This is a genomic window from Sinorhizobium sp. (assembly GCF_059070375.1).
This window is the reverse complement of the sequence record NZ_JCACWC010000002.1, coordinates 232,485-254,310: the sequence shown is the minus strand read 5'-3', so window position 1 is coordinate 254,310 and position 21,826 is coordinate 232,485. Positions and strand designations below refer to the sequence as shown.

22 protein-coding genes are annotated in these 21,826 nt (G+C 61.6%); 6 read left to right on the top strand and 16 right to left on the bottom strand.

Annotation, left to right across the window (positions count from 1 at the left end; all coding sequences use genetic code 11):
• Window positions 1-421: 421 nt before the first annotated feature.
• Window positions 422-5,047, bottom strand: a complete 4,626-nt coding sequence (gene traA / locus AC5J09_RS05840; RefSeq protein ID WP_494297171.1) for a Ti-type conjugative transfer relaxase TraA — start codon at window positions 5,045-5,047, stop codon at window positions 422-424.
• A gap of 177 nt (window positions 5,048-5,224) precedes the next feature.
• On the opposite strand from traA, the gene AC5J09_RS05835 reads away from it, so the two are divergent.
• From AC5J09_RS05835 to AC5J09_RS05820, 4 genes are all read left to right on the top strand, one after another.
• Window positions 5,225-5,512: a TraC family protein gene (locus AC5J09_RS05835; protein ID WP_324763881.1), complete on the top strand. Its 288-nt coding sequence runs from the start codon at window positions 5,225-5,227 to the stop codon at window positions 5,510-5,512.
• Window positions 5,502-5,735 carry a conjugal transfer protein TraD gene (locus AC5J09_RS05830; RefSeq protein ID WP_018097210.1) on the top strand — a complete coding sequence of 78 codons (234 nt, stop codon included), beginning with the start codon at window positions 5,502-5,504 and terminating at the stop codon, window positions 5,733-5,735. The genes AC5J09_RS05835 and AC5J09_RS05830 overlap by 11 nt, the downstream gene beginning before the upstream one ends.
• On the top strand, window positions 5,732-7,651 hold the full coding sequence (gene traG / locus AC5J09_RS05825) for a Ti-type conjugative transfer system protein TraG (protein WP_324763882.1): 1,920 nt from the start codon (window positions 5,732-5,734) through the stop codon (window positions 7,649-7,651). Before AC5J09_RS05830 ends, traG begins: the two co-directional genes overlap by 4 nt.
• Before the next feature lie 678 nt (window positions 7,652-8,329).
• Window positions 8,330-8,686, top strand: coding sequence for a WGR domain-containing protein (locus tag AC5J09_RS05820; protein WP_494297170.1), 357 nt, complete (start codon window positions 8,330-8,332; stop codon window positions 8,684-8,686).
• A 79-nt stretch (window positions 8,687-8,765) separates the two neighbouring features.
• Here AC5J09_RS05820 and AC5J09_RS05815 read toward each other — a convergent pair whose 3' ends face one another.
• Both AC5J09_RS05815 and AC5J09_RS05810 read right to left on the bottom strand, forming a co-directional pair.
• A complete protein-coding gene (locus AC5J09_RS05815) occupies window positions 8,766-8,933 on the bottom strand; it encodes a hypothetical protein (protein WP_324763883.1) in 168 nt (55 codons plus the stop codon).
• 351 nt (window positions 8,934-9,284) lie between these two features.
• Entirely contained in the window at window positions 9,285-9,608 is a 324-nt protein-coding gene (locus tag AC5J09_RS05810) for a DUF736 domain-containing protein (protein ID WP_324763884.1), read from the bottom strand.
• A gap of 682 nt (window positions 9,609-10,290) precedes the next feature.
• Here AC5J09_RS05810 and AC5J09_RS05805 point away from each other — a divergent pair.
• Window positions 10,291-10,755 (top strand): transposase, encoded by a 465-nt coding sequence (locus AC5J09_RS05805; RefSeq protein WP_494297681.1) that lies wholly within the window; start codon window positions 10,291-10,293, stop codon window positions 10,753-10,755.
• A gap of 126 nt (window positions 10,756-10,881) precedes the next feature.
• On the opposite strand, the gene virB11 is transcribed toward AC5J09_RS05805, so the two are convergent.
• From virB11 to AC5J09_RS05740, 13 genes are read right to left on the bottom strand one after another with little or no spacing between them, the layout of a single operon-like run.
• A complete protein-coding gene (virB11, locus tag AC5J09_RS05800) occupies window positions 10,882-11,871 on the bottom strand; it encodes a P-type DNA transfer ATPase VirB11 (RefSeq protein WP_324763885.1) in 990 nt (329 codons plus the stop codon).
• Window positions 11,872-11,881: 10 nt separating this feature from the next.
• A complete protein-coding gene (gene virB10, locus AC5J09_RS05795; protein ID WP_324763886.1) occupies window positions 11,882-13,051 on the bottom strand; it encodes a type IV secretion system protein VirB10 in 1,170 nt (389 codons plus the stop codon).
• A 9-nt stretch (window positions 13,052-13,060) separates the two neighbouring features.
• Entirely contained in the window at window positions 13,061-13,915 is an 855-nt protein-coding gene (gene virB9 / locus AC5J09_RS05790; RefSeq protein ID WP_324763887.1) for a P-type conjugative transfer protein VirB9, read from the bottom strand.
• Entirely contained in the window at window positions 13,915-14,586 is a 672-nt protein-coding gene (locus tag AC5J09_RS05785; protein ID WP_324763888.1) for a VirB8 family type IV secretion system protein, read from the bottom strand. Before AC5J09_RS05785 ends, virB9 begins: the two co-directional genes overlap by 1 nt.
• A 4-nt stretch (window positions 14,587-14,590) precedes the next feature.
• Window positions 14,591-14,866, bottom strand: coding sequence for a hypothetical protein (locus AC5J09_RS05780; protein WP_324763889.1), 276 nt, complete (start codon window positions 14,864-14,866; stop codon window positions 14,591-14,593).
• Window positions 14,867-14,902: 36 nt separating this feature from the next.
• Complete coding sequence (locus tag AC5J09_RS05775) at window positions 14,903-15,838, bottom strand: TrbL/VirB6 family protein (RefSeq protein ID WP_324763890.1); 936 nt, start codon at window positions 15,836-15,838, stop codon at window positions 14,903-14,905.
• Between the two features lie 20 nt (window positions 15,839-15,858).
• The gene (locus AC5J09_RS05770) at window positions 15,859-16,074 is read right to left on the bottom strand and encodes an EexN family lipoprotein (protein WP_324763891.1); all 216 of its coding nucleotides are present in this window, start codon (window positions 16,072-16,074) and stop codon (window positions 15,859-15,861) included.
• Window positions 16,071-16,769, bottom strand: a complete 699-nt coding sequence (gene virB5 / locus AC5J09_RS05765; protein WP_324764634.1) for a P-type DNA transfer protein VirB5 — start codon at window positions 16,767-16,769, stop codon at window positions 16,071-16,073. The genes AC5J09_RS05770 and virB5 overlap by 4 nt, the downstream gene beginning before the upstream one ends.
• Window positions 16,769-19,150, bottom strand: coding sequence for a VirB4 family type IV secretion/conjugal transfer ATPase (locus tag AC5J09_RS05760; protein WP_494297169.1), 2,382 nt, complete (start codon window positions 19,148-19,150; stop codon window positions 16,769-16,771). Before AC5J09_RS05760 ends, virB5 begins: the two co-directional genes overlap by 1 nt.
• Window positions 19,143-19,484 (bottom strand): VirB3 family type IV secretion system protein, encoded by a 342-nt coding sequence (locus tag AC5J09_RS05755; RefSeq protein WP_324763893.1) that lies wholly within the window; start codon window positions 19,482-19,484, stop codon window positions 19,143-19,145. The genes AC5J09_RS05760 and AC5J09_RS05755 overlap by 8 nt, the downstream gene beginning before the upstream one ends.
• A 4-nt stretch (window positions 19,485-19,488) precedes the next feature.
• Complete coding sequence (locus AC5J09_RS05750) at window positions 19,489-19,788, bottom strand: TrbC/VirB2 family protein (protein ID WP_324763894.1); 300 nt, start codon at window positions 19,786-19,788, stop codon at window positions 19,489-19,491.
• The gene (locus tag AC5J09_RS05745; RefSeq protein WP_324763895.1) at window positions 19,785-20,453 is read right to left on the bottom strand and encodes a lysozyme family protein; all 669 of its coding nucleotides are present in this window, start codon (window positions 20,451-20,453) and stop codon (window positions 19,785-19,787) included. Before AC5J09_RS05745 ends, AC5J09_RS05750 begins: the two co-directional genes overlap by 4 nt.
• Window positions 20,454-20,456: 3 nt before the next feature.
• Window positions 20,457-20,975 carry a hypothetical protein gene (locus tag AC5J09_RS05740; RefSeq protein ID WP_324763896.1) on the bottom strand — a complete coding sequence of 173 codons (519 nt, stop codon included), beginning with the start codon at window positions 20,973-20,975 and terminating at the stop codon, window positions 20,457-20,459.
• A 96-nt stretch (window positions 20,976-21,071) separates the two neighbouring features.
• Here AC5J09_RS05740 and rctA point away from each other — a divergent pair, with 96 nt between their 5' ends.
• Entirely contained in the window at window positions 21,072-21,440 is a 369-nt protein-coding gene (rctA, locus tag AC5J09_RS05735; RefSeq protein WP_324763897.1) for a conjugative transfer repressor RctA, read from the top strand.
• Window positions 21,441-21,826 lie beyond the last annotated feature (386 nt).

Genomic DNA, 21,826 nt, shown 5'->3' with positions numbered 1-21,826 from the left:
GGCCAATGCGTTTCTCGCCAGTCCGCTCGGTAAGGGCATGGTAGCGTGTGTGGGAACCAGCGATGGAGATGTACATGAAGTCCGGCTTGAGTTCGAGTAATCCTGCGATGGCCGGTTCCTCCAGCAAAAGCGGCTGTTCCGAGCCTGTGCATTGGACTTCCTGTTTCCACCCATCACGGCCCTTAGCATTTGGTCGCTGAATGGCGGAAAGTCTGGGCAACCACCTCATTCGCCACCATCTCGTTTGACGATATGAGCAGTCGTATACTTGCTGACGACCAGATTGGGGGCGATCCAGCGATAGCTCCGGCCTTCCAGGAATCATAGAGCGAAGATCGTCGGCGAGGATGCGGATGGTCGCTCCGTATCCGGTTGACCGCCGATCAGGATGAAGCGCGGCTGTTCCATCTGCCATCCTCGATCAATTTCCACAGGCTTCGCCGCGCGCGCGATCGATGATGCGCTGCTGACGCTCCGATATGATTTGCTGGCTCGCCTGCATGCGGACGGTCTCCTGCAAGATCTTCAGCCTGTCCTGCATTGCCTCGAAGGCACGGCGGTGCGGCGGCGGCACGCGATTGATGACGTCCGTCTCGCCGCGCAGGATGGCGTTGCGGCCAAAGCGTTCATCGAGCGCCCGGCTGACCGCGGCGAACTCTCGGGCGACGGCGGGAGCAAGCGCGCCGGCGGCCACGTCGAGCTTGCCGTCCTTCTTCTTCATCTCCGCTGTCAACCGCAGCAGCGCGTCTTCGGCTGCCTGTGACAATCCTGGAATGGCGACCGCCATGCGGCGTCGTTCTTCCGTGATGGCTTGGCGCTCCGAGTCGACGGCCCTGACGTAAGCCGCGCCGAGCGAGCGCAAAAAGACGGACGCCTCAGAGACGGTCCGCAAAGCCTCTTTCCGCTCCCGGCCGGAAGCAAGCATGCGGTCGATCAGGCGTTCCGAACCGCGCAGCGCACCATAGGCGGTTGGGTCGTTGGCCACGGCCGCGACGATCCGCTCGGCCGCAAAACCCTGGACGATCAGCGCCTCTATTCTATCGACGGCGCCGGCCGGATCAAGCCAGATGCGCTTGGCGATCTCGGCGAGCGCAGCGCGATTGTGACGATAGTGGGGGGCGGAAAGCGCGCGTGGGCCCGCCTCCTCGTCCACCGGTGTCCTGAATTCCGTCACGGCGGCGAGCATCGGCAGCACGGCTTTATCCTCCTTCCCGAACTCGACACTTGCACCGGCAACGATCTTCGAACGGTCCTTCCTCTCGGCAAGATCCTGTTCTTCAGCGAAGCGACGGACGACCTCGAAGAGTCGCGTCAGCTTCCCCCGCCGTTCATCGGTGAGATCGTCCGGCATGCGCTCGTCGATGTTGCGTTCGACAATCGCGTCGGCCTTCGGCGTGAAGGCGCTCCAGCCGAAGCGGGCAGTCAGCGCGTCGCTCACTGCCTTCACCTCCTGCACGAGCGAGCGATCCTCGGCGGCGAAGGCAAAGGCGGTCTTCCAGGCGTCGTAACCCCCTTGCTTGCGCACCACCTCGATTTCGGCGAGGCGCTCCATGGCCTGTTTCGACAGCGCCGGGACCGACAGGGACATATGTGCGCGCCGCGTCTGCTCGCGCTCGCGGAACCGTGCGACATTCCTGCGGAACTCGGTCGCATGGGCGCGGGCCAAGGGCAGCAATTCGTGGAGGGACACCGTGGCGACGCCGCGCTCGTCGCGAGCCGCCCGGCCGTCAACCATGTGGTCCGACCCGCGAAGTCGGCCAAGCCGGTCCGGTGCTTTGCCGAGATCGTCGGCAAGCTTGCGGGGTTCGATGGCGGCGTCCGACGCCAGTGTATTAAGAGTAGATAGCGCGCCATCAGGGTCGCGATAGATTTTCGCCAGCACCGGGCGCAGGATGGCCTCGCGCTCCTTCCAGCGTTCGGAGGAGGGTTGAGCAAGTCGTGCGTCCTCCTCGACACTGCGGAAGAATTTCGTGGTGGGCGGGATCAGATATTTCCCAACCAACGGGATTGGGGCCGAGAGAGATTCCTTCCGTTCCTCGCTGTAGGAAACGCGCCGTTCGCGCTCGATCGCAAATCCGAGCGCAACGCTCGCCCGCTCCCAGAGCTTGGCCACCTGCTCCCTCTTTTCGATAAGCCACGCCAGCCGCCGCGAAACGCCCTCCTCTATTTCCGCCGCGACCTCGGCGACCGTGTCGATGCCGCGCCGCCGCGCGAAGTCCTTTGCATGCAGCCAGTACCCGGCCTCGCTCTCGAAATCGAGCGTCGTCGTCTTGGCGCCGGATCGTCCGAGACGCTCGACAAGCTCACTGAACAGCTCCGGCCGGTGGCTCTCGCGCTCGATCCGCTCCCGGCGAGCGTCTGCGGTTTCGATCTGCCTGACGGTCCAGACATTGCGATCGACTTCCCGTTCCTCGAAACGCTTTTGGCCCATCTCCTTATCGACGACGGGCACCCTGACCTTGACTTTCTCGACGCCGTCCTTTCGCAGCGTCACCGTATCGCCTTCAGCGACGCCCGCCGCCTCGAGCGCCTTCGGCAGGCTGACGCCCCAGAGCCGATGGACGGTTCCGTCGTCCGTCCGGACGTCGGCATAGGGACTCTCGTCCGCATCCTCGTCTGTGGGTCGCAACTTCGCTATCCCTTCTTCGACCAGTTCGCCGGTGACGCCGGCGGCATGATCGACGCGCGGCTTACGCCTCCATTCCGGCCTCGCCTCGAAGTCCTCTGTCGCCGCATAGAGATCGGCGCGGTCACGATGCCTGGTCATCGCCACATAGGTCAGATGCTGGTCCATCATGCCGGTGGCGAGCACGAAAGTCCGGTCGACGGTGGCGCCCTGCGATTTATGAATGGTCGTGGCATATCCATGATCGACGTTGCGATAGCTGTCCTTGCTGATGCCGATGTCACGGCCATTGTCGAGCCGGACCGACAGCAACGCATCGCCGCGTCTGTCGCCGGTGGAAACGACCGTGCCGAGCATGCCGTTCTTGACGTATTGCGGACCAAGATGCCGCGCGCGTGGCTCCACGAAACGGGCGTTCTCGAGGAAGATGATGCGGTCGCCGGCGGCAAATTCGCGCAAGCCTCGCGCCGTCTGGAACGCGCGCGCCCCTGTCAGCGCGCCCTTCTCCACCATCACGCTGCGCAGGGACTCGTTCAGCTTCCGGACGTCGTCGTTGGTGTGGGCGAGTACCAGAAGCTCGTCGCCGCGAAGCCGAACTTCATTTCCGCCGGAGACAGAGTTCTCGAGCGCCTGTTCGCGCGCATCAGCCCAGTCGGCAACGATGCGGTCGACAATTTCGTCACGCGTTTCCGCCGCGACAATACGGCCATGCCGAGCATAGGTATCGAGGCCCTCTTCGATCTTACCGCGGGCGAACAGTCGAGAGGCATCGCGCGCCCACGCATCGCGCTGCCGCCGCACGCCGGCCAATTCGGCAAAGCCGACGCGCTCTGATATCGCCCGGAACGCGGCACCCGCCTGGATCGGCTGCAGCTGCATGGCGTCGCCGACCAGCACCGCTTTCGCGCCGGCGTCTTCCACCGCTTTCAGGACGCGCGCCATCTGCTGCGACGACACCATGCCGGCCTCGTCGATGACCAGCACGTCATCACGCTGGAGCAGATCGCGCCCGCTCGCCCAGGCAAGTTCCCAGGATGCCAGCGTGCGCGACCTGATGCCGGAACTGTCCTCAATCCCTTCGGCCGCCTTGCCGGCCAGCGCCGCACCGAAGACCCGCCGGTTCCCGCTCTCCCAGGCGAGTCGTGCGGCAGCAAGCAGCGTCGACTTGCCGGCGCCGGCGAGCCCAACGACGGCGGCGATCGCATTGTCGCCGGTGACGTGGCGAACGGCATCGATCTGTTCCACATCGAGCTTGAAAGGCTTTTCGGTATCAGCCGTTTCGATGCTTCGGACGGCTGCGGCGACCTGCGCGTTGGAGACGCCGAAGCCCCTGCGCTTTGACAACACTCGAGCGGACTCTGCCATGGCATATTCGAGACGCAGGATCTCCCGTGTCGTGAACAACGCCGGCTCCGACGCCTTGCCGGTTTCAGCGTCGAGCTGCTGCGGCCTCAGCATGACCAACTCGTCCGATGCCATCAGCCGCGCCCGGATATTGGTGAAGTCGACGGGATCGTCGACATAGCGGTGCAGCGCCCTGGCGATATCCTTCTCGTCGAAGGTGGAGCGTTCGTTGCCAAGCTGCTTGAACAGAAGCGCGGGCTCGGTCAGCAACCGGTCGGCCATCTCCTGCCGGCGGGCGAGATCGGCCGGCGCAAAATACATCGCGACGCCCTTGCGGGCGAGCGCCGCCTTTTCCGGTCCGAGATGCTTTTGCGCAATCCCGTCGAGACCCTGCTCGTCATAAGAGCGGCCGTCGAGGCGGATCTCGTGGCCGGCAAGCACCAGATGCCGATTGGCGGTTTCTGCCCAGGCGATCTTCCAGGCCTTCATCGTTTCCTTGTCGCCGGCCCAGAGCTTGTAGACGATCTTGCCGTTCGGCCGCTCCGGCGTGACGACGCGCAGCGGCTCGCCGTGCTCGCCAAGCACCGGCACCTTCTTCGGCCCGAACCCTTCTTCTGTCAGGGGACGCAGCGGGATCATCAGATGGATGTGGGGATTGCCGTCCTTGTCATGATAAACCCAGTCAGCCACCATTCCCTTCGACGTCAGATTGTCGCGGACAAATTCACGGACAAGTGAGATGTTCTCCGCCTGCGTCAGCTCCTCCGGCAGGGCGACAATCAGCTCACGCGCAAGCTGGGCGTCGACCCTCGTCTCGAAGGCATCCACCGCATTCCAGAGCGCCTCAATTGCCTTGCCGACCAGTTGCCCGTTGATCGCCGTCTTCAGCCAGGCCGGGATATCGTCCGGCAACGCCAGCTCCTCATGCACCAGTTCCCGCGATCCGCCGCGATAGCTAAAGGACGTCCCAGCCTGCTCGTCCATCATCCGGGTGCGATGGCGATAGGCGGCGGCCGAGACGATGCTACGTCCCGCTCCCCTGCCGATCACCTGCGCTCTGACGAACATGATCGCCACGGCTGTCTCCGCATCGTCCAAGCACGTCGCGCCAGCGACGTATATTGCGCCCTCAAACCGATCGGCCTGCCAGGGCCGATGCCGCCTTCTCGGTTGTAGGCTAGCCTATTTAACTATCGTATTCTAGATAGTATAGTCACCCCGTGGAGGTTGGTCGAACCCGGAAAGGACATCGGAATGGCCGCAAAATCATCGATCGCCGAAATCGACGCACAGATCGAGAAGCTACGCGAGCGCAGACGCGCGATGATCGCAAAGTCCGCCGAACGCTTTGCGCGCGCGGCAACGAAATCGGGGCTGGCGGAAATGGAGATTGCTGACGAGGAGGTCGATCGGATTTTCGGAGAGATCGCCGCGCGATTTCGTAAGGAAGAAAAGAAGGGGACTGCCGGCGTATCTACTTCGCCGCGTCGACCAGCAGCTGGCGGGACTGGAACGTCGGCGGAGGTTTCTCATGACAGCTGATCGCAAACGCGAGGCGCGCGAGAAGTTTTTACTCGGCGGCATCGTCGTCAGGGCGGGTCTCACGAAGGCCGACCGGGCGTTTCTGCTCGGCGGTCTACTCGAACTGGCGAGGCTTGATCCGGGCTCATCGGAGCATCGGCGGTTGCGCGATATCGGCGAGGAAGCGTTCAAGGCACCGGCGCTTGACGGTCATTCGACGCGCATCCCGGAGGCAACCGAATGACCGTGCGAGCAAAACCGCATCCGAGCCTGTTGCTCGTCCTGGTGCCTATCGCGGTAACGGCTGTCGCCGTCTATGTGGTCGGCTGGCGCTGGCCAACACTCGCCGGCGGCCTATCCGGGAAAGCGGAATATTGGTTTCTACGCGCTTCTCCTGTGCCGGCGCTTCTGTTCGGACCACTGGCAGGACTGTTGAGCGTCTGGGCGCTGCCATTGCACCGGCGAAGGCCGGTCGCGATGGCGAGCCTCGTCTGCTTTCTGGCGGTCGCCGGTTTTTACGCGCTGCGAGAGTTCGGCCGGCTCGCCCCGTCCGTGGAGAGCAGAGCGGTGACATGGGACCGTGCCCTTTCCTATCTCGATATGGTCGCCGTTTTCAGTGCAGTCGCGGGCTTCATGGCGGCGGCGGTGGCCGCGCGCATTTCCACCGTCGTGCCCGAGCCGGTGAAGCGCGCCAGGCGCGGCACCTTCGGCGACGCGGACTGGCTGCCGATGTCGGCCGCCGGAAAGTTGTTTCCGCCGGAGGGCGAGATCGTTGTCGGTGAGCGCTACCGCGTCGACAAGGATATCGTCCATGGACTGCCCTTCGATCCAAATGATCGCAGTACTTGGGGACAGGGGGGCAAAGCCCCTTTGCTCACTTACAAGCAGGACTTCGACTCCACCCATATGCTCTTCTTCGCCGGGTCAGGTGGCTACAAAACGACGAGCAACGTTGTTCCGACGGCGCTGCGCTATACCGGACCACTGATCTGCCTCGACCCGTCGACCGAGGTCGCGCCTATGGTAGTCGAGCACCGAAGCCGTGTCCTTGGGCGCGAGGTGATGGTGCTCGATCCAACGAACCCGACTATGGGATTTAATGTGCTCGACGGGATCGAGGCGTCGAAGAGACAAGAAGAGGATATTGTCGGCCTTGCGCATATGCTGCTGTCGGAAAGCGCTCGCTTCGAAAGCTCGAGCGGCGCCTACTTCCAGAACCAGGCGCACAATCTACTGACAGGCTTGCTTGCACACGTCATGTTCTCGCCGGATTTTGAGGGGCGGCGCAACTTACGCAGTCTCCGGCAAATCGTCTCGGAACCTGAGCCCTCGGTGCTCGCCATGCTGCGCGACGTTCAGGAGCACTCGCACTCTGCCTTCATCCGCGAAACGCTCGGCGTCTTCACCAACATGACCGAGCAGACGTTCAGCGGCGTCTATTCGACCGCCTCGAAAGACACGCAGTGGCTGTCGCTCGACAATTACGCCGCGCTCGTCTGCGGCAGCGCCTTCAAATCGAGCGACATCGTTACAGCCAAGAAGGACGTGTTTCTGAATATCCCGGCAACGATCCTGCGCTCCTATCCAGGAATCGGCCGCGTCATCATCGGCTCGCTGATCAATGCCATGGTCCAGGCCGATGGTGCCTTCCAGCGCCGGGCACTCTTCATGCTCGATGAGGTCGATCTCCTCGGCTACATGCGCGTCCTCGAGGAGGCACGCGACCGCGGCCGCAAGTACGGCATCAGCATGATGCTGATGTACCAATCCCTGGGGCAGTTGGAGCGGCATTTCGGGCGGGATGGCGCGACGTCATGGATTGATGGCTGCGCCTTGGCCTCCTATGCCGCGATCAAGGCGTTCGACACGGCGCGCAATGTCTCGGCGCAATGCGGTGAGATGACGGTGGAGGTGAAGGGAAGCTCCCGCAATATCGGCTGGGATACGAAGAACGGCGCCTCGCGCAAATCAGAGAGCGTCAATTACCAGCGGCGACCGCTGATCATGCCGCACGAAATCACCCACTCGATGCGAAAGGACGAACAGATCATCATCGTCCAGGGGCACAGCCCGATCCGCTGCGGGCGCGCGATCTACTTCCGGCGAAAGGACATGAAGGAGGCGGCAAAGGCAAACCGCTTCGTCAAGCCGATCCCGTGATGGGCCGCCAACAGACGCCGGGAAAAAATCTCTATCGCTCGGTGCGGCAAATACAGGGCGAACGGGTCCTCCGCGCCTGGCGGCGTGAACCAGTCTAGAAAGAGTGTATGGCCGAAGGAGTGAGCCCGAGCACCGTTAGACCAAACGCCCAGAAGGGCATGCCGTTGGCCGCGTCGGGATGGGCGTGGACGACGATCGACATCGGCACACGACGATCGCCGTAAGCATCATAAAACCTGTGCCGGGGGGAACATGCAAAGGGTATAGAAGGCGAATACCACGCGCTGTAAACCGCCGCCCTGAGGACGCCGAAGCCAATCGCGTACGGAGGGCTGACGATGAATCGAAGCGCGTGAAAAGCTCCGCTTCGGCTCGTCGCGCCGGTTTCGCGTTAAGCGTTTTGAGGCTCTGTCGACATGACGGGCTCCTCGGTATTCGCTAGCGCAGATCGAAGCAACAAAATGGTCATACTGTTCCCACACCCAAGGGCAAGCGAGGAAATCCTCTTGCGATAATTCGGCCGATCCGGGTCGCAACATCGAGCGAGAGGGGGGCGTGACCGCAGGCGGAGACCGCTCGCGGGACCGGTGAGCGAAGCGAATAGCACTCCGTCGGCCGTCGGCTGGCTCGCCCGAACAACGATCTCCAGTCTCGACGATCAATCACGAAAATGAATCGGTGTGGGCCGACCGATTCATAAGTGTCGTTGAACTCAAAAGCCGGAACGGGCGATTCTTCCGTCATGCTCACTCAGCCTATCAGTTCTACATCGAACGCACGGATGCGACGAAAACCGTGGCGCGCTTCTACACGCTCGCGATCGAACCGACGCTGTTCGGCACGCCCTGCCTGATACGGCGTTGGGGCGCATCGGGCCATGGTGCATCACTTCGACAAGGAAGAGGATGCTCTGCACATGATCCTCGATCTGCTGCGGACCAGACAGGCGCGCGGCTAAAGACCGAAACACGCGTTCGACGTGAACACATGGCCTGGGGTTTCCCGCAGCGAGCGCGCCCTGATCCTCGCCGGTGATCATTGGTACGAAGCGGAGCTTCGGCCGACGCGTCGGTCGTTTCGCGTGTCGGCTCAGGCGGGAAGGCAAACGCCGCCCTCAGAAGGGCGGCGCGGGGTCGAAGGTGCCCTCCTGTTCGGCGGTCGCTGCCGCCAGTTCGGCCTGAGCCAATTCCAGCTCGGCTTCGATCTGGTGGCGCTCGGCAGCGTCCGCGTTCCTGAGCTCGGCGCGCAGTTCTTCAACCTGAATTTCTGTTGCAATCGTCATCGTCGTCTTCTCCTTGGATAATGTGAAGATGACGCCACGGGGGTCGAGAGGATCGGGCCGGGTCAAGGATCGCGTCAGCGACCGCCGGAGGCGGCGAGCGGAGGAACCGATTTTCTGACGGTGCCCTTAAGGGCACCGGCTGAAAATTGGAGGGGCCGCGAAGGCCTTGAGGCGGCGCGAGCCCTCATGGCAGACTTGGCTATTTGATCAGACAAGCTTTCGCCTCGTGTGGCAGGGGAGAGGAGCAAAAGCGGGTTCGATGCCCGCTTTTGTTCCCGGTGCTGCGTTTAACGATCAAACCGAGTAACGGCGAAGTCGGCCCCGATTTCTCGGGGCCGCTCGCTTGGCTCGTCAGTCCGGATTGTTCCAGAGGATCACCTTCTTGCTCGGATCGCCGCCGGGTGCCTGTGCGAGGTTGCCGAAGATCACGCCGATCTCGGGAGCCTCCAGCTTCACTGAGAGGTATTCCTCGCCGGTCTGGCGGGCGATGCGGTTCCAGCCCGCGCCGATTTCGAAGCCGGTCTTGCGGTTGATGACGCGGTAATCGGGGGCTTCTTCGCTCGACTTGGCTGCGTTCGGGACGATGGCGATCGGGGCGTTGACCCGGATGGTGGCGAAGACGCCTTCGAGGATGCCATCGGTCTTCTGCGTCAGGGTTGCGATCGTGGTGGCCATGCTTCTGTCTCCTTCAGTTGCTCGGGACCATTCCCGATGGCGCACGAAGAGACGGCCGGCGTGCTCGGTCAGCTCGGTCGAAAATTTTGCCAAATTCTATTTTCCGCCAGGAGAAAGAACCGAAATCGAATTTTGCAAAAATTTCGGGCGAGTCTTACCCCTTTAGGGGTTGGCCGCAAAAGCAGGCGGTCGTCTATACGAGCGACACAAAACGGGAATGGTTCGGGGCAACTGAAGGACGCGACAAACCATTATGCTGTCCGGTCCACGCCGCGGGAGATCGGCCGCGCATCCCTTGATACGTTGGTCCGCGTGCCGGTCAACGCCATGCCCTCGCGCTCTCTCAGCTACAGCAGGCGGGTGAGCACGTCGCTAACGATATCACCCCTTATGTTGATCCGAGAGGTAGACGCGGCGAATGTATCGCCGCCTGCAGCCCGCGCGGCAACACCTGATGAAGCCGCTCGCGTGAGCGATAGGTGATCTTCCCCCACTCCCCCCGGGCGCCCGGCTATCTGCGCTGTTGGTGTTCTCCAGGCACATCGCGGCACGCGCCCCATCCGAGCGGTCGGAGCCGGCTTAGTAGCGGAACCAGGCCCGGCGGTGATCACGAGACAACAGGATCCCAGCAAGTCGCGAACGGAATGCCATAGAGCGCGACATTCTGATCCTGGGAAACGAAATGCGCTCCCTCCGCCAAGGCCTGCCCCCGACGATGCGGTTCGTGTCGGCCAAGGCCGTCAATGAGCAAGCCGCCGCCGTGTTGGTCAGCGTCCGGGAGCGTTTGATCCGCAACCGCACCCAACTCGCCAGTGCAATCCGCGGTTACACCGCTGAATTCGGCATTTCCGTCGTCAAGGAACTGGCGCACATTCCCCTGCTGCTTGAACGGATACAGTCCGACGAGACCGTGCCTGAGCTGACGCGGGAAGTGTTCGCGAGCCAGGTTGCGGAATACGCCCAGATCGAAGAAAAGATTGCAGACGTGGATGCCAGGATCATGGCATGGCAGCGAGCCGACGAACACAGCAAACGTCTCAATACTATTCCCGGCATCGGCCCGATCGGCGCGGCGCTCCTGATCATCGAGACGCCGGCACCAGAGCCATTCCGATCCGGCCATCGCGCCACCCGCCAACCGAGATAGCTGTTCAATGAAGCGCTCCTCAGTCGTTGCCATCGAATGGTGTTCGTGCGCGATGACCCATTCTCCGTTTTGTCGCTCGGCCGTCAGTCCGAAATCGAGGCTTGCGACGCCGGACCAAATAATTTGTCAGGCTCGAAAGTAGATTTCTGTCGCACGAAACCGACCATCCATTCGCTTGCATTGAACGATGACGTCGATCGAAACCCTCAACAATTGTTCAATGTCTTCCCGATCCAAATTGCGGCCCCCTTCGGACTCCTTCACAAGCAGCGTCAGCTGTTGGAAAGCGAGCTTGGCGGAGTCGGCATGCACGGTGGTGATCGATCCGGGGTGGCCGGAGTTGACGTTGCGGACGTAGTAGAAGGCCGTGCCATCGCGCAGCTCCTGCAGCAGTATGCGGTCCGGCCGCATCCGGAGGCATGATTCCAGCAGTTCTTTAGGGCCGGCGGCTGAAAGTCCCTGGGCGCCTTTCGAATAGAACAGACGCACGTGGTTCGGCTGTGGAATAGCGAGTTCGGGAGTGTCCTCGATCGAAATGATCCGCTCATGCTCGGGAATGTGTTTGATCAGCGCTTTCGAAAGCGTCGTCTTGGCCGATCCGGTTGCGCCTGAGATAACGATGTTCTTCCGTGAAATGACGGCTTCCTGCAGAAAATCCTTGAAGCGACCGGCACGGTACAGCGCCGCCAAATCCTGGTCCTGTGTCGAGGCGCCGTCGTTGACCGCACGCGTCTCGGAGAAGAACTCTCTTTCTTCCAGATCATCGAGCGTGAATGTGACCGAGGACGGCTTACGGATAGTGATGCTGACCGTATTCCTGCTGGTAGCCGGTGGAATGACTATCTGGATCCGTTCGTCCCCCGGCAGCGTTGCCGACAGGATTGGCCGGGTTTCATCAATGAATTGATGGGAGAAACTGGCCACGGCCCGGGCAAGGCGCATCAGCTTCTCGAAGGAAAGATCCGGCAGATCATAGGTCCGCCAACCACCAGCGCCTTCCGTCAACACCTCCCCGGGCCGGTTTACGATCACTTCGTAGAGCGTGCTGTTACCGAGGAACGGCGCGAACGGAGAGAGCAGCTCACGAACGACCGTTGCGTCGGCCCCTTCGGTCATCGCCTTTGCTCTACTTCGTCACGAGCGTTGACTGCGGCCTGAAGTCCGGCACCGCCCGGCCGAGGACCTTGTTTTTCGGCTCCGTCACCCGTAATCCGTAGACACCGGAAAAGTCGAGATCGCGTGCCACGAAGATCGAGACCAGTTCACCCTGATGTTTGTTGAGCGTCGGCGGAATGTTGATCGATTGCTCGACAGCGATCGCCGCCGCCTGCTGGCCTGCGCTTGTCGTGTTCTGCGTGTCGACATCGCTTTCCTGCAGGCGGCTGCTGGCATAGCTCGTGGCGTCGCCAAAGATGGAAAGAAGAAGCGCAGCTCCGAACCGCTCCCACCAGTGGGTGTCCACATGGCCGTCGACGCCGGCCCGGCCGAGCGCATCCGTCGCCGGTGAGGCCAGTGTGACGATGACGCCGTTCGGGGTCTTCGCCCGGTTCCAGAGCACAAAGAGGCGCTTCTTTCCGCGCTGAAGACCGCCGCGATACTCGCCAAGAACTTGAGTGCCTTTCTCCATCAGCACGACGCGGCCGTTATCCGAGAGGACATCACGGTTGATCACGCAGCTTGTAAAGCCGGGCTGATCGGATGCCATGGCAGTTTCCAGGACGCAGGGTATCGAGGTCCCCATTGCGACGATGAAGTTACGATTGCCGAGTGTGCCGGCGCGCGAGCCCTCAAGCTTGGTCGATCGTAGCAAACCGTTGAATCGCTGTTCATCGGCATTGGCTGTATTCTGGCCCATCATGTTTCCATCGAGCGGCAGGAAATTGCTGTCCGTCGAAATGGCAGGGTCCGCGGTATCATGGCGCGATGCCGCGGCTTTCTGTCCGCCGCTATAGGCCATCACAGGCGCCCGCCGCGCCGAATCGAGCAGCGGATCTTCCTCCTTCACCTCCTCGGTCATGACGGGGGTCGGTAGCTTCACTTCCGGTACTGGCTGTACCGGTTCCATTTTCTCCTTGGCCGGTTCGAAGTCCGTCGTCTGGCGAATGACGACCCGATCCGGCTTCGCCCCATCCGTCGACGTCGTCTCATCGCTCATCGACCAGAGTGCGAAGGCGACGAAGGCAAAGACCGCCAGTGCAACGGCGCCCCGCTTTAGGACGGGATTGTTGTCGATCTTCCGTGCATTGACGGTCTCTGCGCGCTCGCCCGGGATGCGGCTTTCGTCTTCCTGAATCAAATCAGTCTCCTATTGCGGTGCGCCATTATCCGTGCGTACGACACGCTCGACCAACGGGGAGGTTGTGTTGGTGTCAAAATTGATCCCGACCGGGTCGTAGGCCTCGTTGAAGACGCAAAGCACATCCCCTCCCCGGCGCAGGAGGAACTTTCGGCTGATCGCGTGGACGAGGACCAGATTGCCATCAACGGACTTGGGCACGAGCCTTTCGCTGCCATCCGAGTTCTCTATGTAGATGGCAGGCATCTCCTGGTTGCCGACGAAGGCAAAGGTCGTGACCTTGCCATTGTCGTAGACCGATTGCGGCTCCAGCGCCTGTGAGCCTTGCGCCGAGTAGCGCCAGTTTCGTGGGCCATAGGTCTCATGAGTAGCCAGCACATGGTCGGCCATCTTCGCCTGCGCGGAGATCGCTCGCGCCGCCGCGGCCTGGCGCCGGCGTTCGGCTTCGTCTGCTGGATACCGGTATTTGACGTAGAAGTAAGTATTCTGGCCGACCTCCACTTTTCCATCGCGCACCGTCAGTTCCATCTGGTAGCTGCGGGTCGACCCGTCCCGTCGCGTGGTCACCACGGAGATATTGGTGACCGGCTGGTTCTCGCGGGGTTTGAGGAACAGGATGTTTCCGGCGGGCGCCACCTCCCAGGCGATTCTGTTGCCAAGCGCGACGTGGGCAATCTCCTCGTCGGCCGCGAATTCGACCTGCACCGATGACCGTAGCGACCCAATGATTCGGGTGATGTTGTAGGGCTGGTAATCGACAAAGCGCACGCGGCTGTCCTGCGACGCACCGCGCGGGATTTCGAGAGCCAACACCGTGGAAGCCGAGCCGGCCAAGAGAAGAGTGAGAATTGCAGCGGTCCGCATCAGTTGATGGTCTCCGGGTCGGCCCGGTATTCGCTGACCGCAAAACCGAGAGGATTCACCAGCCGATCCGTCGACGACATCGGCGCGTTTGCATAGGAGAAGGTGAGCGTCGCAACCCAATGGGTTGCTCGGACATCTTCTCCGCGGGTGACCGTGCGCATGTAGCGAACGGATACGACATGCGGATTGATCAGCGAAATCGAGGCGATGCTGATACGCGCGGTGGCGCCACGCCCATAGGTGTTCTGCGGCGACTTGGGATTGCTGCCGCGATAGAGTCCCGAAAACCGCGCCTGCTCCGGTTGCGTCGACAGCAGGGCGACGGTGCGGAAATTCTCTTCCGCCTCGCTCCAGACATAACCTTCGCGGGCTCGGACGTATTTCGCGGCGAAGTATTTGGTCACGGCCTCATCATAGGTGTCGGCCGTCGATGTCAGCGCGGAGACAACATCGACGATGCCCGTCGAATTGTCGACCCGCACGACAAACGGTTCCACCGTCTTCAGCGGCGAGAGACCGGCGACGGCGAAGATGGATGTGCCGGCAAGAACGCCTGCAACGGCGGCGATCGACCAAGCAACGCGGGCCGAGCGTTCGACTTGGATCATCCGTTCCTGATCGAAGCGCCGCGCTTTTTCGAAGTATGTCTTGAGTTCGTCGCGCGGAACCATCGCGCTACCCCTGGCAAGGACGATAGGATGCGCCGACGCCGAGATGGGCGAAGGCCGGAGGCCCCTTACTTGCCTCGGCATAGGCCGTGGCGACGGACCGAGACGCCACCGGTCGGGCATCCGACTGTTTTTGTTTCAGGATGCCATTGTCCTCCCACTGCCACATGGAGCGATTGAGAGGACGGCGCGAATAGCCATCGCATTTCGAGAGCGGATAGGCCATCGATGCGCAGCCGCTTAAGGCGACCGCCATGCAAAGCAGCGGAAGTGTTTTGATCATTCCTGCAGACCCTTTTTCTTGTTCCTGCGAAAAGCGTCATGATCCGGAGCCTTTCGAGGTGAAGGTTCGACCGACGGCGCGGACACCCCGTCCGGCCGCACGTACGGTATGGGACGTCGCCCAAGCGAGCGTGCTTTCGTGAGCGTCGCGTGCCGCACCGTAGCCGTAGGTCAACGATGCCCCGCCGGCAGCAAGCGCCGAAGCGATGTTGGGAAGCTGGTAGAAGACGTAGAGGGCGGCGAGGCAGATGGCGCAAAGCGCGATCGGCCGCATCAACACATCGCTATAGGCATCGATCGCTGAAAAGGTCGTGTCGACCGAGGTGATCAGCAGCGAGCCGACGGAGACGACGAGGACCTGCAGGATCACGAAGTTTGCAAGCTGCCCGATCCAGGCCTCGGTAAAGCGTCGCGTCGACTGGAACATGGCGAGTGCCACGAAGATCGGTCCGATCGCCAGGACGATGGCAAGCGCAAGCCTGGCATAGAGCGAGACGACGTAGCCGACAGCGGCGACAATGAAGCTTGCGCCGATCACGAGCATGCCGCTGGTGCCACTGACGATGTCGATAGGCCAGGAGGCGCGCGTCCAGATCTCTTTGGCGCACTGTTGTCCCTTGTCGAGCAGCCCGTCAAAGGTCGAAGCACTCGGCTCCGTCCCGGTATTCAGCGCCTGGGAGATTTCGCGCGGAAGGACGTCAAAGAAGATGTTGGTGACGTAGGTCTGGTATTCGCTGGCGTTCTTCACCAGCATGACGATGATGGCGAGCTTGATTGCGCGGAAAGCGAAATCGAGGACCGGCTCCTGGACGGATCCGCGCAGCACGAGATAGCCATGGAGGACCACGTAAAGGGTGACCGCCGTCGTCAGGGGGCCAGTGACCCACTCGGCAATGTTCGACGTGCCCGAGGCAATGAAGTTCCCGAGCGGTGCCTTGAACTGCCCGTCGACAAAGGCGAAGACTTGATACACGGTTTACCTCCGAGCGCTCCTTACATTCGTTCAAGGCGCGCCCTGAAATCTGCGGCCGCAGCGTTTTGGCAATTCGGAGTGTTGCCCAACTCACCCGGATTGTGGCGGCATTTGCCGATCAGGTCGGCGAGCAGCGCTTTGTCGGCAATCAGTTCACCGACGGTGTAGACGCGCTCGGCTTCCTTCGAGCAAGCGACCAGAACGAGGAGAAAGACAGAAAGAAAGTGCTGCCTCATTGCAGTGCGGCTCCCATGGCGTCCATGCGCTGGCGCCAGTCCTCGGCCTTGCGCTGTTCATCGACCTGCGCCTGCGCCTGCTGCACCATGCGCAAGCCTTCCATCCGCAACACATCGGTCTGAAGAAAGGCCTGCTCGGCCTGCAGCCGAGCCTGCAGGTCGGCGATATCCTTGGCGTCACTTGCGGTCGATATTTTCTCGCGCAACTCATCGATACCATTGATGCGCTTGGTCGCCGCGTCGTAGATCTGCTGCCCGAGGCTCATCTGCCCGGCATTCTTGTTCTGGATGCGCGAAAGCTCCTGCGCGTAGAAGTCGTCGGCGTTAGCCCGATAAGTCGTATTGCGCTCGAAGAATTTTGAGGCCGAGTCACCGAATACGCCCGTACTGTTGCCCTTGAACAGGCCCTCGATGGTGCTGAAGTCCGCCGGCAGCGCTTTGCGAATGGCCGGATCGTTCAAGACGCTGGCAACATCTGCCATGCCGGTTAGCTTGTTGAGCGAACCGTAGAGCTGTTGTGCCTGCTCGATCTGCTGGTTGAGCGATTCGAGTTGCGACTTGAGCTCAGCGATCGTCTCGATGTGCTTGGCGACCGCCGTCTGGTCGATCACCGGAATCCCCTGCCCTGCAGCACCGCTGGCGGAGAAGACGAGCGCAGAGGCAATCACCGCACGATTAAGTCGAAAGGGAACCATCAGCTCGCACTCCTTCTCTGCTGGAAAACCGGAAGCCAATCCTTGGCGTCTTTGCCGACCTCTGCACGGACTGCATCGGCAAGTTCCACGTTGGCGGTTCGTCCGGAGAGGATGGCGAGCTCGTCGTCAAAGCCCTTGAGATCTAGCTCGGCGACGACACTGTTGTGCCCCTGCTTCAACACGAACCTTCGGCTCTCGACCGAAAGCTCGCGCGCGACCAGCTCGAATTCGCGCTCCGTCAGCTTGAAGCCATCGACATAATCGGCATGGTTGCCGCGGGAGTTCGGCAGGAAGATCTGGGTCGGGCATTGCTCGATGATGGTGTGAGCAATCGGTGAAACGATCGCATCCCGTGGACTCTGAGTGGCAAAAAGCATGAGTCCGTTCTGCTTGCGGATCGTTTTCAGCTTGTTCTGAGCGAGGTCCCGGAAGCCTTCGTCCTGGAGTGCCTTCCAGAATTCATCGATAACGATGATGATCCTGCGGCCGTCGATCAGTTGCTCGACCCGATGGAAGAGGTAGCCCATCAGCGGGGTCCGGATTTCCTCGTTGTCGAGAAAGTCGGTCATGTCGTAGCCGACGAACTTGCCACCGATGCCGAATTCGCCGAAACCGATATCCTCCATGACGTTGTCGAAGACCCAGCCGAGCGGCCCTCCCCTCTCCCACCGCCGCAGCCTTGCCGCAATACCTTCCGGGTTCGTGTTGCCGAGAAAGGTCCTGAGCGCGCCGATCGTCCGGCGCTCGACCGGCAGGTCGGCGAGCCCGTCGATGGCGGACGCAATGTCGCGGAGTTCAGTCACGGTCAGTTCCCGCGTTGCCGAACCGACAAGCTTGCCGACCCAGCGCGTCAGGAACACCTTGTTCTCTGGCGTCAGTTCGAGTGCCTTCAGAGGGGCGCAGCCGGTCGGGATGCCATTCTTGAGGGGCAGATAGGTGCCGCCGGCGGCGCGCACGTAGAGATCTCCTCCCCTGTCTTTGTCGAAGAACACCACATGCGGATCATGCTTCTCGAGTTGCGATAGCATGAAGTTGAGGAGCACGGTCTTGCCGGCGCCGGATGGTCCGCAGACGAGGGTGTTGCCGAGATCGCCGTAATGGAAATTGAAGTAGTACGGTGACCCGGACGCCGTCTTGAGCAGGGCGACAGCAGGCCCCCACTCATTGCCGTCCTTCTGGCCTAGCGGGTAGGAGTGGAAGGGCGACAGAGCGGCGAAGTTCCGCGACGTGATCGCGCCGGACCGGGCCCGATAGCGGAAATTCCCAGGTAGTTGCGCCCACCAGGCCGCCTCGAGACCGAGGTCCTCGCGCGCGACGACCGCGCCACCACTCGTCATGCTGGCGCGCGCCTTAGCGAGATTATCGGTCAGTTCCTTAACCGAGGGAGCAAAGACGGAAAGCGTCAGGTGGTGCTCGCCGAGCACGAACCGGTTGGACTCCAGATCGTCTATCGCCCCATCGAGCTCCTCTATCTGCGAAGCCGCCTTGTCGCCGCTGCTGACCATCTGGTTCTGCTTGCGGCCCATGATCACGCGGGCGTCCGGCTTCGAGACAAAGGAGAAGGATTGCGCCAGTATGAGTTCGAACGGGCTGGTAAGCACGCTATCGAGCATGCCCGTCCTGGTGCGGGCCGGATATTCCTTGAAACTCAGCATGCCGGCATAGCGGCTTTCAGCCTCATGCCGGATTTCGATCGTTTCGCGGCCGACAATCACACGATCCGAGTAGATCGCCGACGCAATGCGCCCCTCTGTCAGCGGGATCGGCTCGCGCCGGCCGCCGACGAGCTGATGAAGCACTTCGCTCGGCTCCGAAAACAGCAGGCCATCGCGCTCGTAGACGGAGAGCATCCGGGGTTCGAAGCGCTTCAACGCGGCGGTGGCATCGACGACCTTGTCGCGCAGCTGCTTGAGAGCGTCTTCGTCCAGCTCGACACCCGCGCAATGGGCCCGACGCAGGCGCGCCAAGAGCTTCGTCGCCTTGTCGGCGGGATCGCGAGCCGGAGACCAGAGGATGGTCAGATAAAGGTCGTTGCGGAACAGATCCTCGCGCACCATGCGCGCGCGATATTTGTCGTTGAGCGCGGCCGAAAAAGCAGTCGTGAAGGTTCCCCCGGGATAGTCGCTGTCCCGGCGCCGAATGAGATGGGTCCACAAGGCAAGCCGCTCGTCGGCGATGTTCCGGTAGAGCGTGTTGAGGTCGCGATGAAGCGCGTTCAAATCGAGAACGTCCGCCGTCTCGAACGAGACGCCTTCGAGCGCGATCATGACCATCAGGGTCCGGGAATCGAGTGCAATCGTCGCCTCGTCAACATGGCGGACATAGGGGATAAAGGTCTCAGGAGCGAGTTCGCGAGTCCTGAGCGTTGCATTGCTAGACAAATCCGAGGTCCCTTTCGTCGTATTTGCGGGCGAGCTTCAGGGGGCTAAGCGTCGCGCCGGCCCAATAGGCGCTGTTGCGGTACCGGCCGCGTGTCTCCACCCAGGCCAATAAAATGCGAAACATGTTGTGGTCGTGTTTGACGAGTGCGCGGAACACCAGGTGGAAGACGACGCCGACAGCCAAGTAGGCGATCGAGCCGGCGACGATGTAAAGAACAGTCGTCAGCATGATGTTCATGCCCATGGCTTCCATCGTCACGCCGGCAATCATCGCCGGCCGGGTGCAGGCAATGAACAGCGTGTCCTCCTCGAGCGTCGGGCGCGGGGTCGCCATGGCGTCAGCTTCCTACGATGGTGTTCACGAGTTCCGTAGCGCCGAAGATCCCGCCGATGCCAATGATCCAGAACCCTGCCCGTCTCAAATCCATGTAGCCGAACATCCAGGCAATGCAGATCACGATCACCGCGATCACAGCCAGCAGCTTGGCAATGTTGCCGGTCAGCATGTCGACGATGTTCTGGAGTACGGTCTCGATGCCGGCGGCTTGAGCGAAGGCCGGTTCGACCAGGGTGGCCACTGTGGCGACGGCCATCAGGGTCGAGGCGGCGATCGGGCGGATACGGGCACTGAGGGTCATTCACTCTGCTCCATTTGACTGTTCTGAAACACAAGGACGGAAGATCTCCGTCGAGACCTGAAAACATCCCAGGACGGCGCTGATGTCTCATCGACGGGCCGGACGTCGTCCGCCTCCGCCACCGCCACATCGCCGGCGCTAGCTTCGGTGACCTCCCTCCGCTGTCCGTCATCTCCGATCACGAGAGTCGCAACGGTTTTGCCGAGCCGCTTCACTTCTTCGCGGACCTGCTCGTCGTACTGGACCATGGCGCCAACGGACGGATCGTCGCGGCCGTAGTAGGATTGCAGCATCACCTGTTCGGCCTGGTACGGATCCGCGCCGGCCTTCCCTGCGAGCCGGTAATATCCGTCGAGCAGCGTCGCGGTGGCCTGAAGGTTGAGGCACGGGTCGGAGGCGTCGGAGATCGAGAGCTTCAGCTTCTCAAGTTCCTCCCTGCCGATGCCGCCGAGACCGAGATGAATGTGCTGACGCTCGGCCGCCAGCGACGTGGCGATGTTGATCGCTTCCGTCTTGTTCGTTGGCCGCCGCGAGAGCGGGGCGCCGCTGTCGATCCGGATGGCGAATGGCTCGAAGCGGCTTTCAAGGCTGACGACACCGGCAATTGTCTCGGCCGCAATTACAGGCGCGCAAGTTTGCGCCAGATCGAGGAACTCAACAGGCATGACTCAGTACCACACCCTTTGTTTGCCGACGCCGTTGATGGTCAGGTCGATATAATGAGGCTGCGGGCGGACGTGCGGCCGCGTCGTCACATAGCGTCGGCACTCGGTGGGGCCCTCCCTCCGCCGCCACGTTGCCGACGTGATCCGATCATTATTGGAATAGCATTCATCAGTTGGGACAGTCTGTGGCCTGTTCGAGACGCAGCTCGCCTCGAGCCCGCGATCACCATACCGGGTCGTCAGGCGGTAGCCATCGTTGCAGTAATACGGCTCGTATCTGGGGCGCGAGGCCTGGAACCCAACGCCGCTGCAGGTCGGAAAGGAGTGTCCCTTTGCAAGCTCGTGCCAGAGCTTCTCGATCGGAGGCCGGCACTCTGCATACTGCGTCGGTCCGCCGGGATTGGAAAGGCACAGGATAACCTGGCATCCCCACTCATCCGCTCGCGCTTTACCGTCGAAAACAAGATAGAATGAGGCTAAGCTGGCTGCAGCAATGACTGCCTGCATGAGAGACTTGTCCATGACCACTACCCTTCACCGACGCAAGCATATGCGGAACCTAGAAGGCTCTGCGGCTTCCTGACTCGTTTTACAATCATATATCTGATAGTATAAAAGATGACAAGAGCACTCAACGCACATTGGCAGAGTCAGTTATTTGCGGCCTACGCCCTGCAAGAAGTCCTCGACAAACCGATCGACGGGGAAACGCCCCAATCGCGCCTGAAGCAGCTTGGAATGATGACGGTCCTCTACATGATGCACCAGAGCCACGAAAAGCTAACCCTTTCAAATATCGTAAAAATCACCGGGCTGACGCGCAATGCCGTGGCGGAATCGATTGATCCACTCGTTGAGCGCGGCATACTTACAGAGACGATCGTGAAGAACTCAATGGGGCGCGGAACTGCGAGGCAGTTCGAGTTCTGTCCCGAGGTATTTGAGAGACTGAAGCTGGGCGTCGATCAGAGAAAGCCGCAGACGTAATGGCTGTTATCTGATACTATGAGTAGGCGCGAGCTCACGGGCGCTTTCGGTGCACCATCCATCAGGTCCGCCCTGCCGCTTGCCGTTGGGCGCCACCACGCGGCCACACCAGCGCAAGAGCAGGAAGGCAGTCAGCGGCAACTTGCCGGAGAAGTTACTGGCCGCCTGCTCCGGCGAACGATCAGGCGCGATCGGGCGCGGCTTTGACGCCATTACCTCCGGCGGCGTCGCCGCCCGGAACTGGCCGCTCTACGGGCTTGAGGATCTGTCGGTGAGGACTCAATGCGCGCCGATCCCGCGCTGGAGCCTCTCCCTCCCCCTCGATCAGCCTCGATCGCACCACGATGATCACGAGCGACGATGACGAACACGTGCCGGCCTGTGAC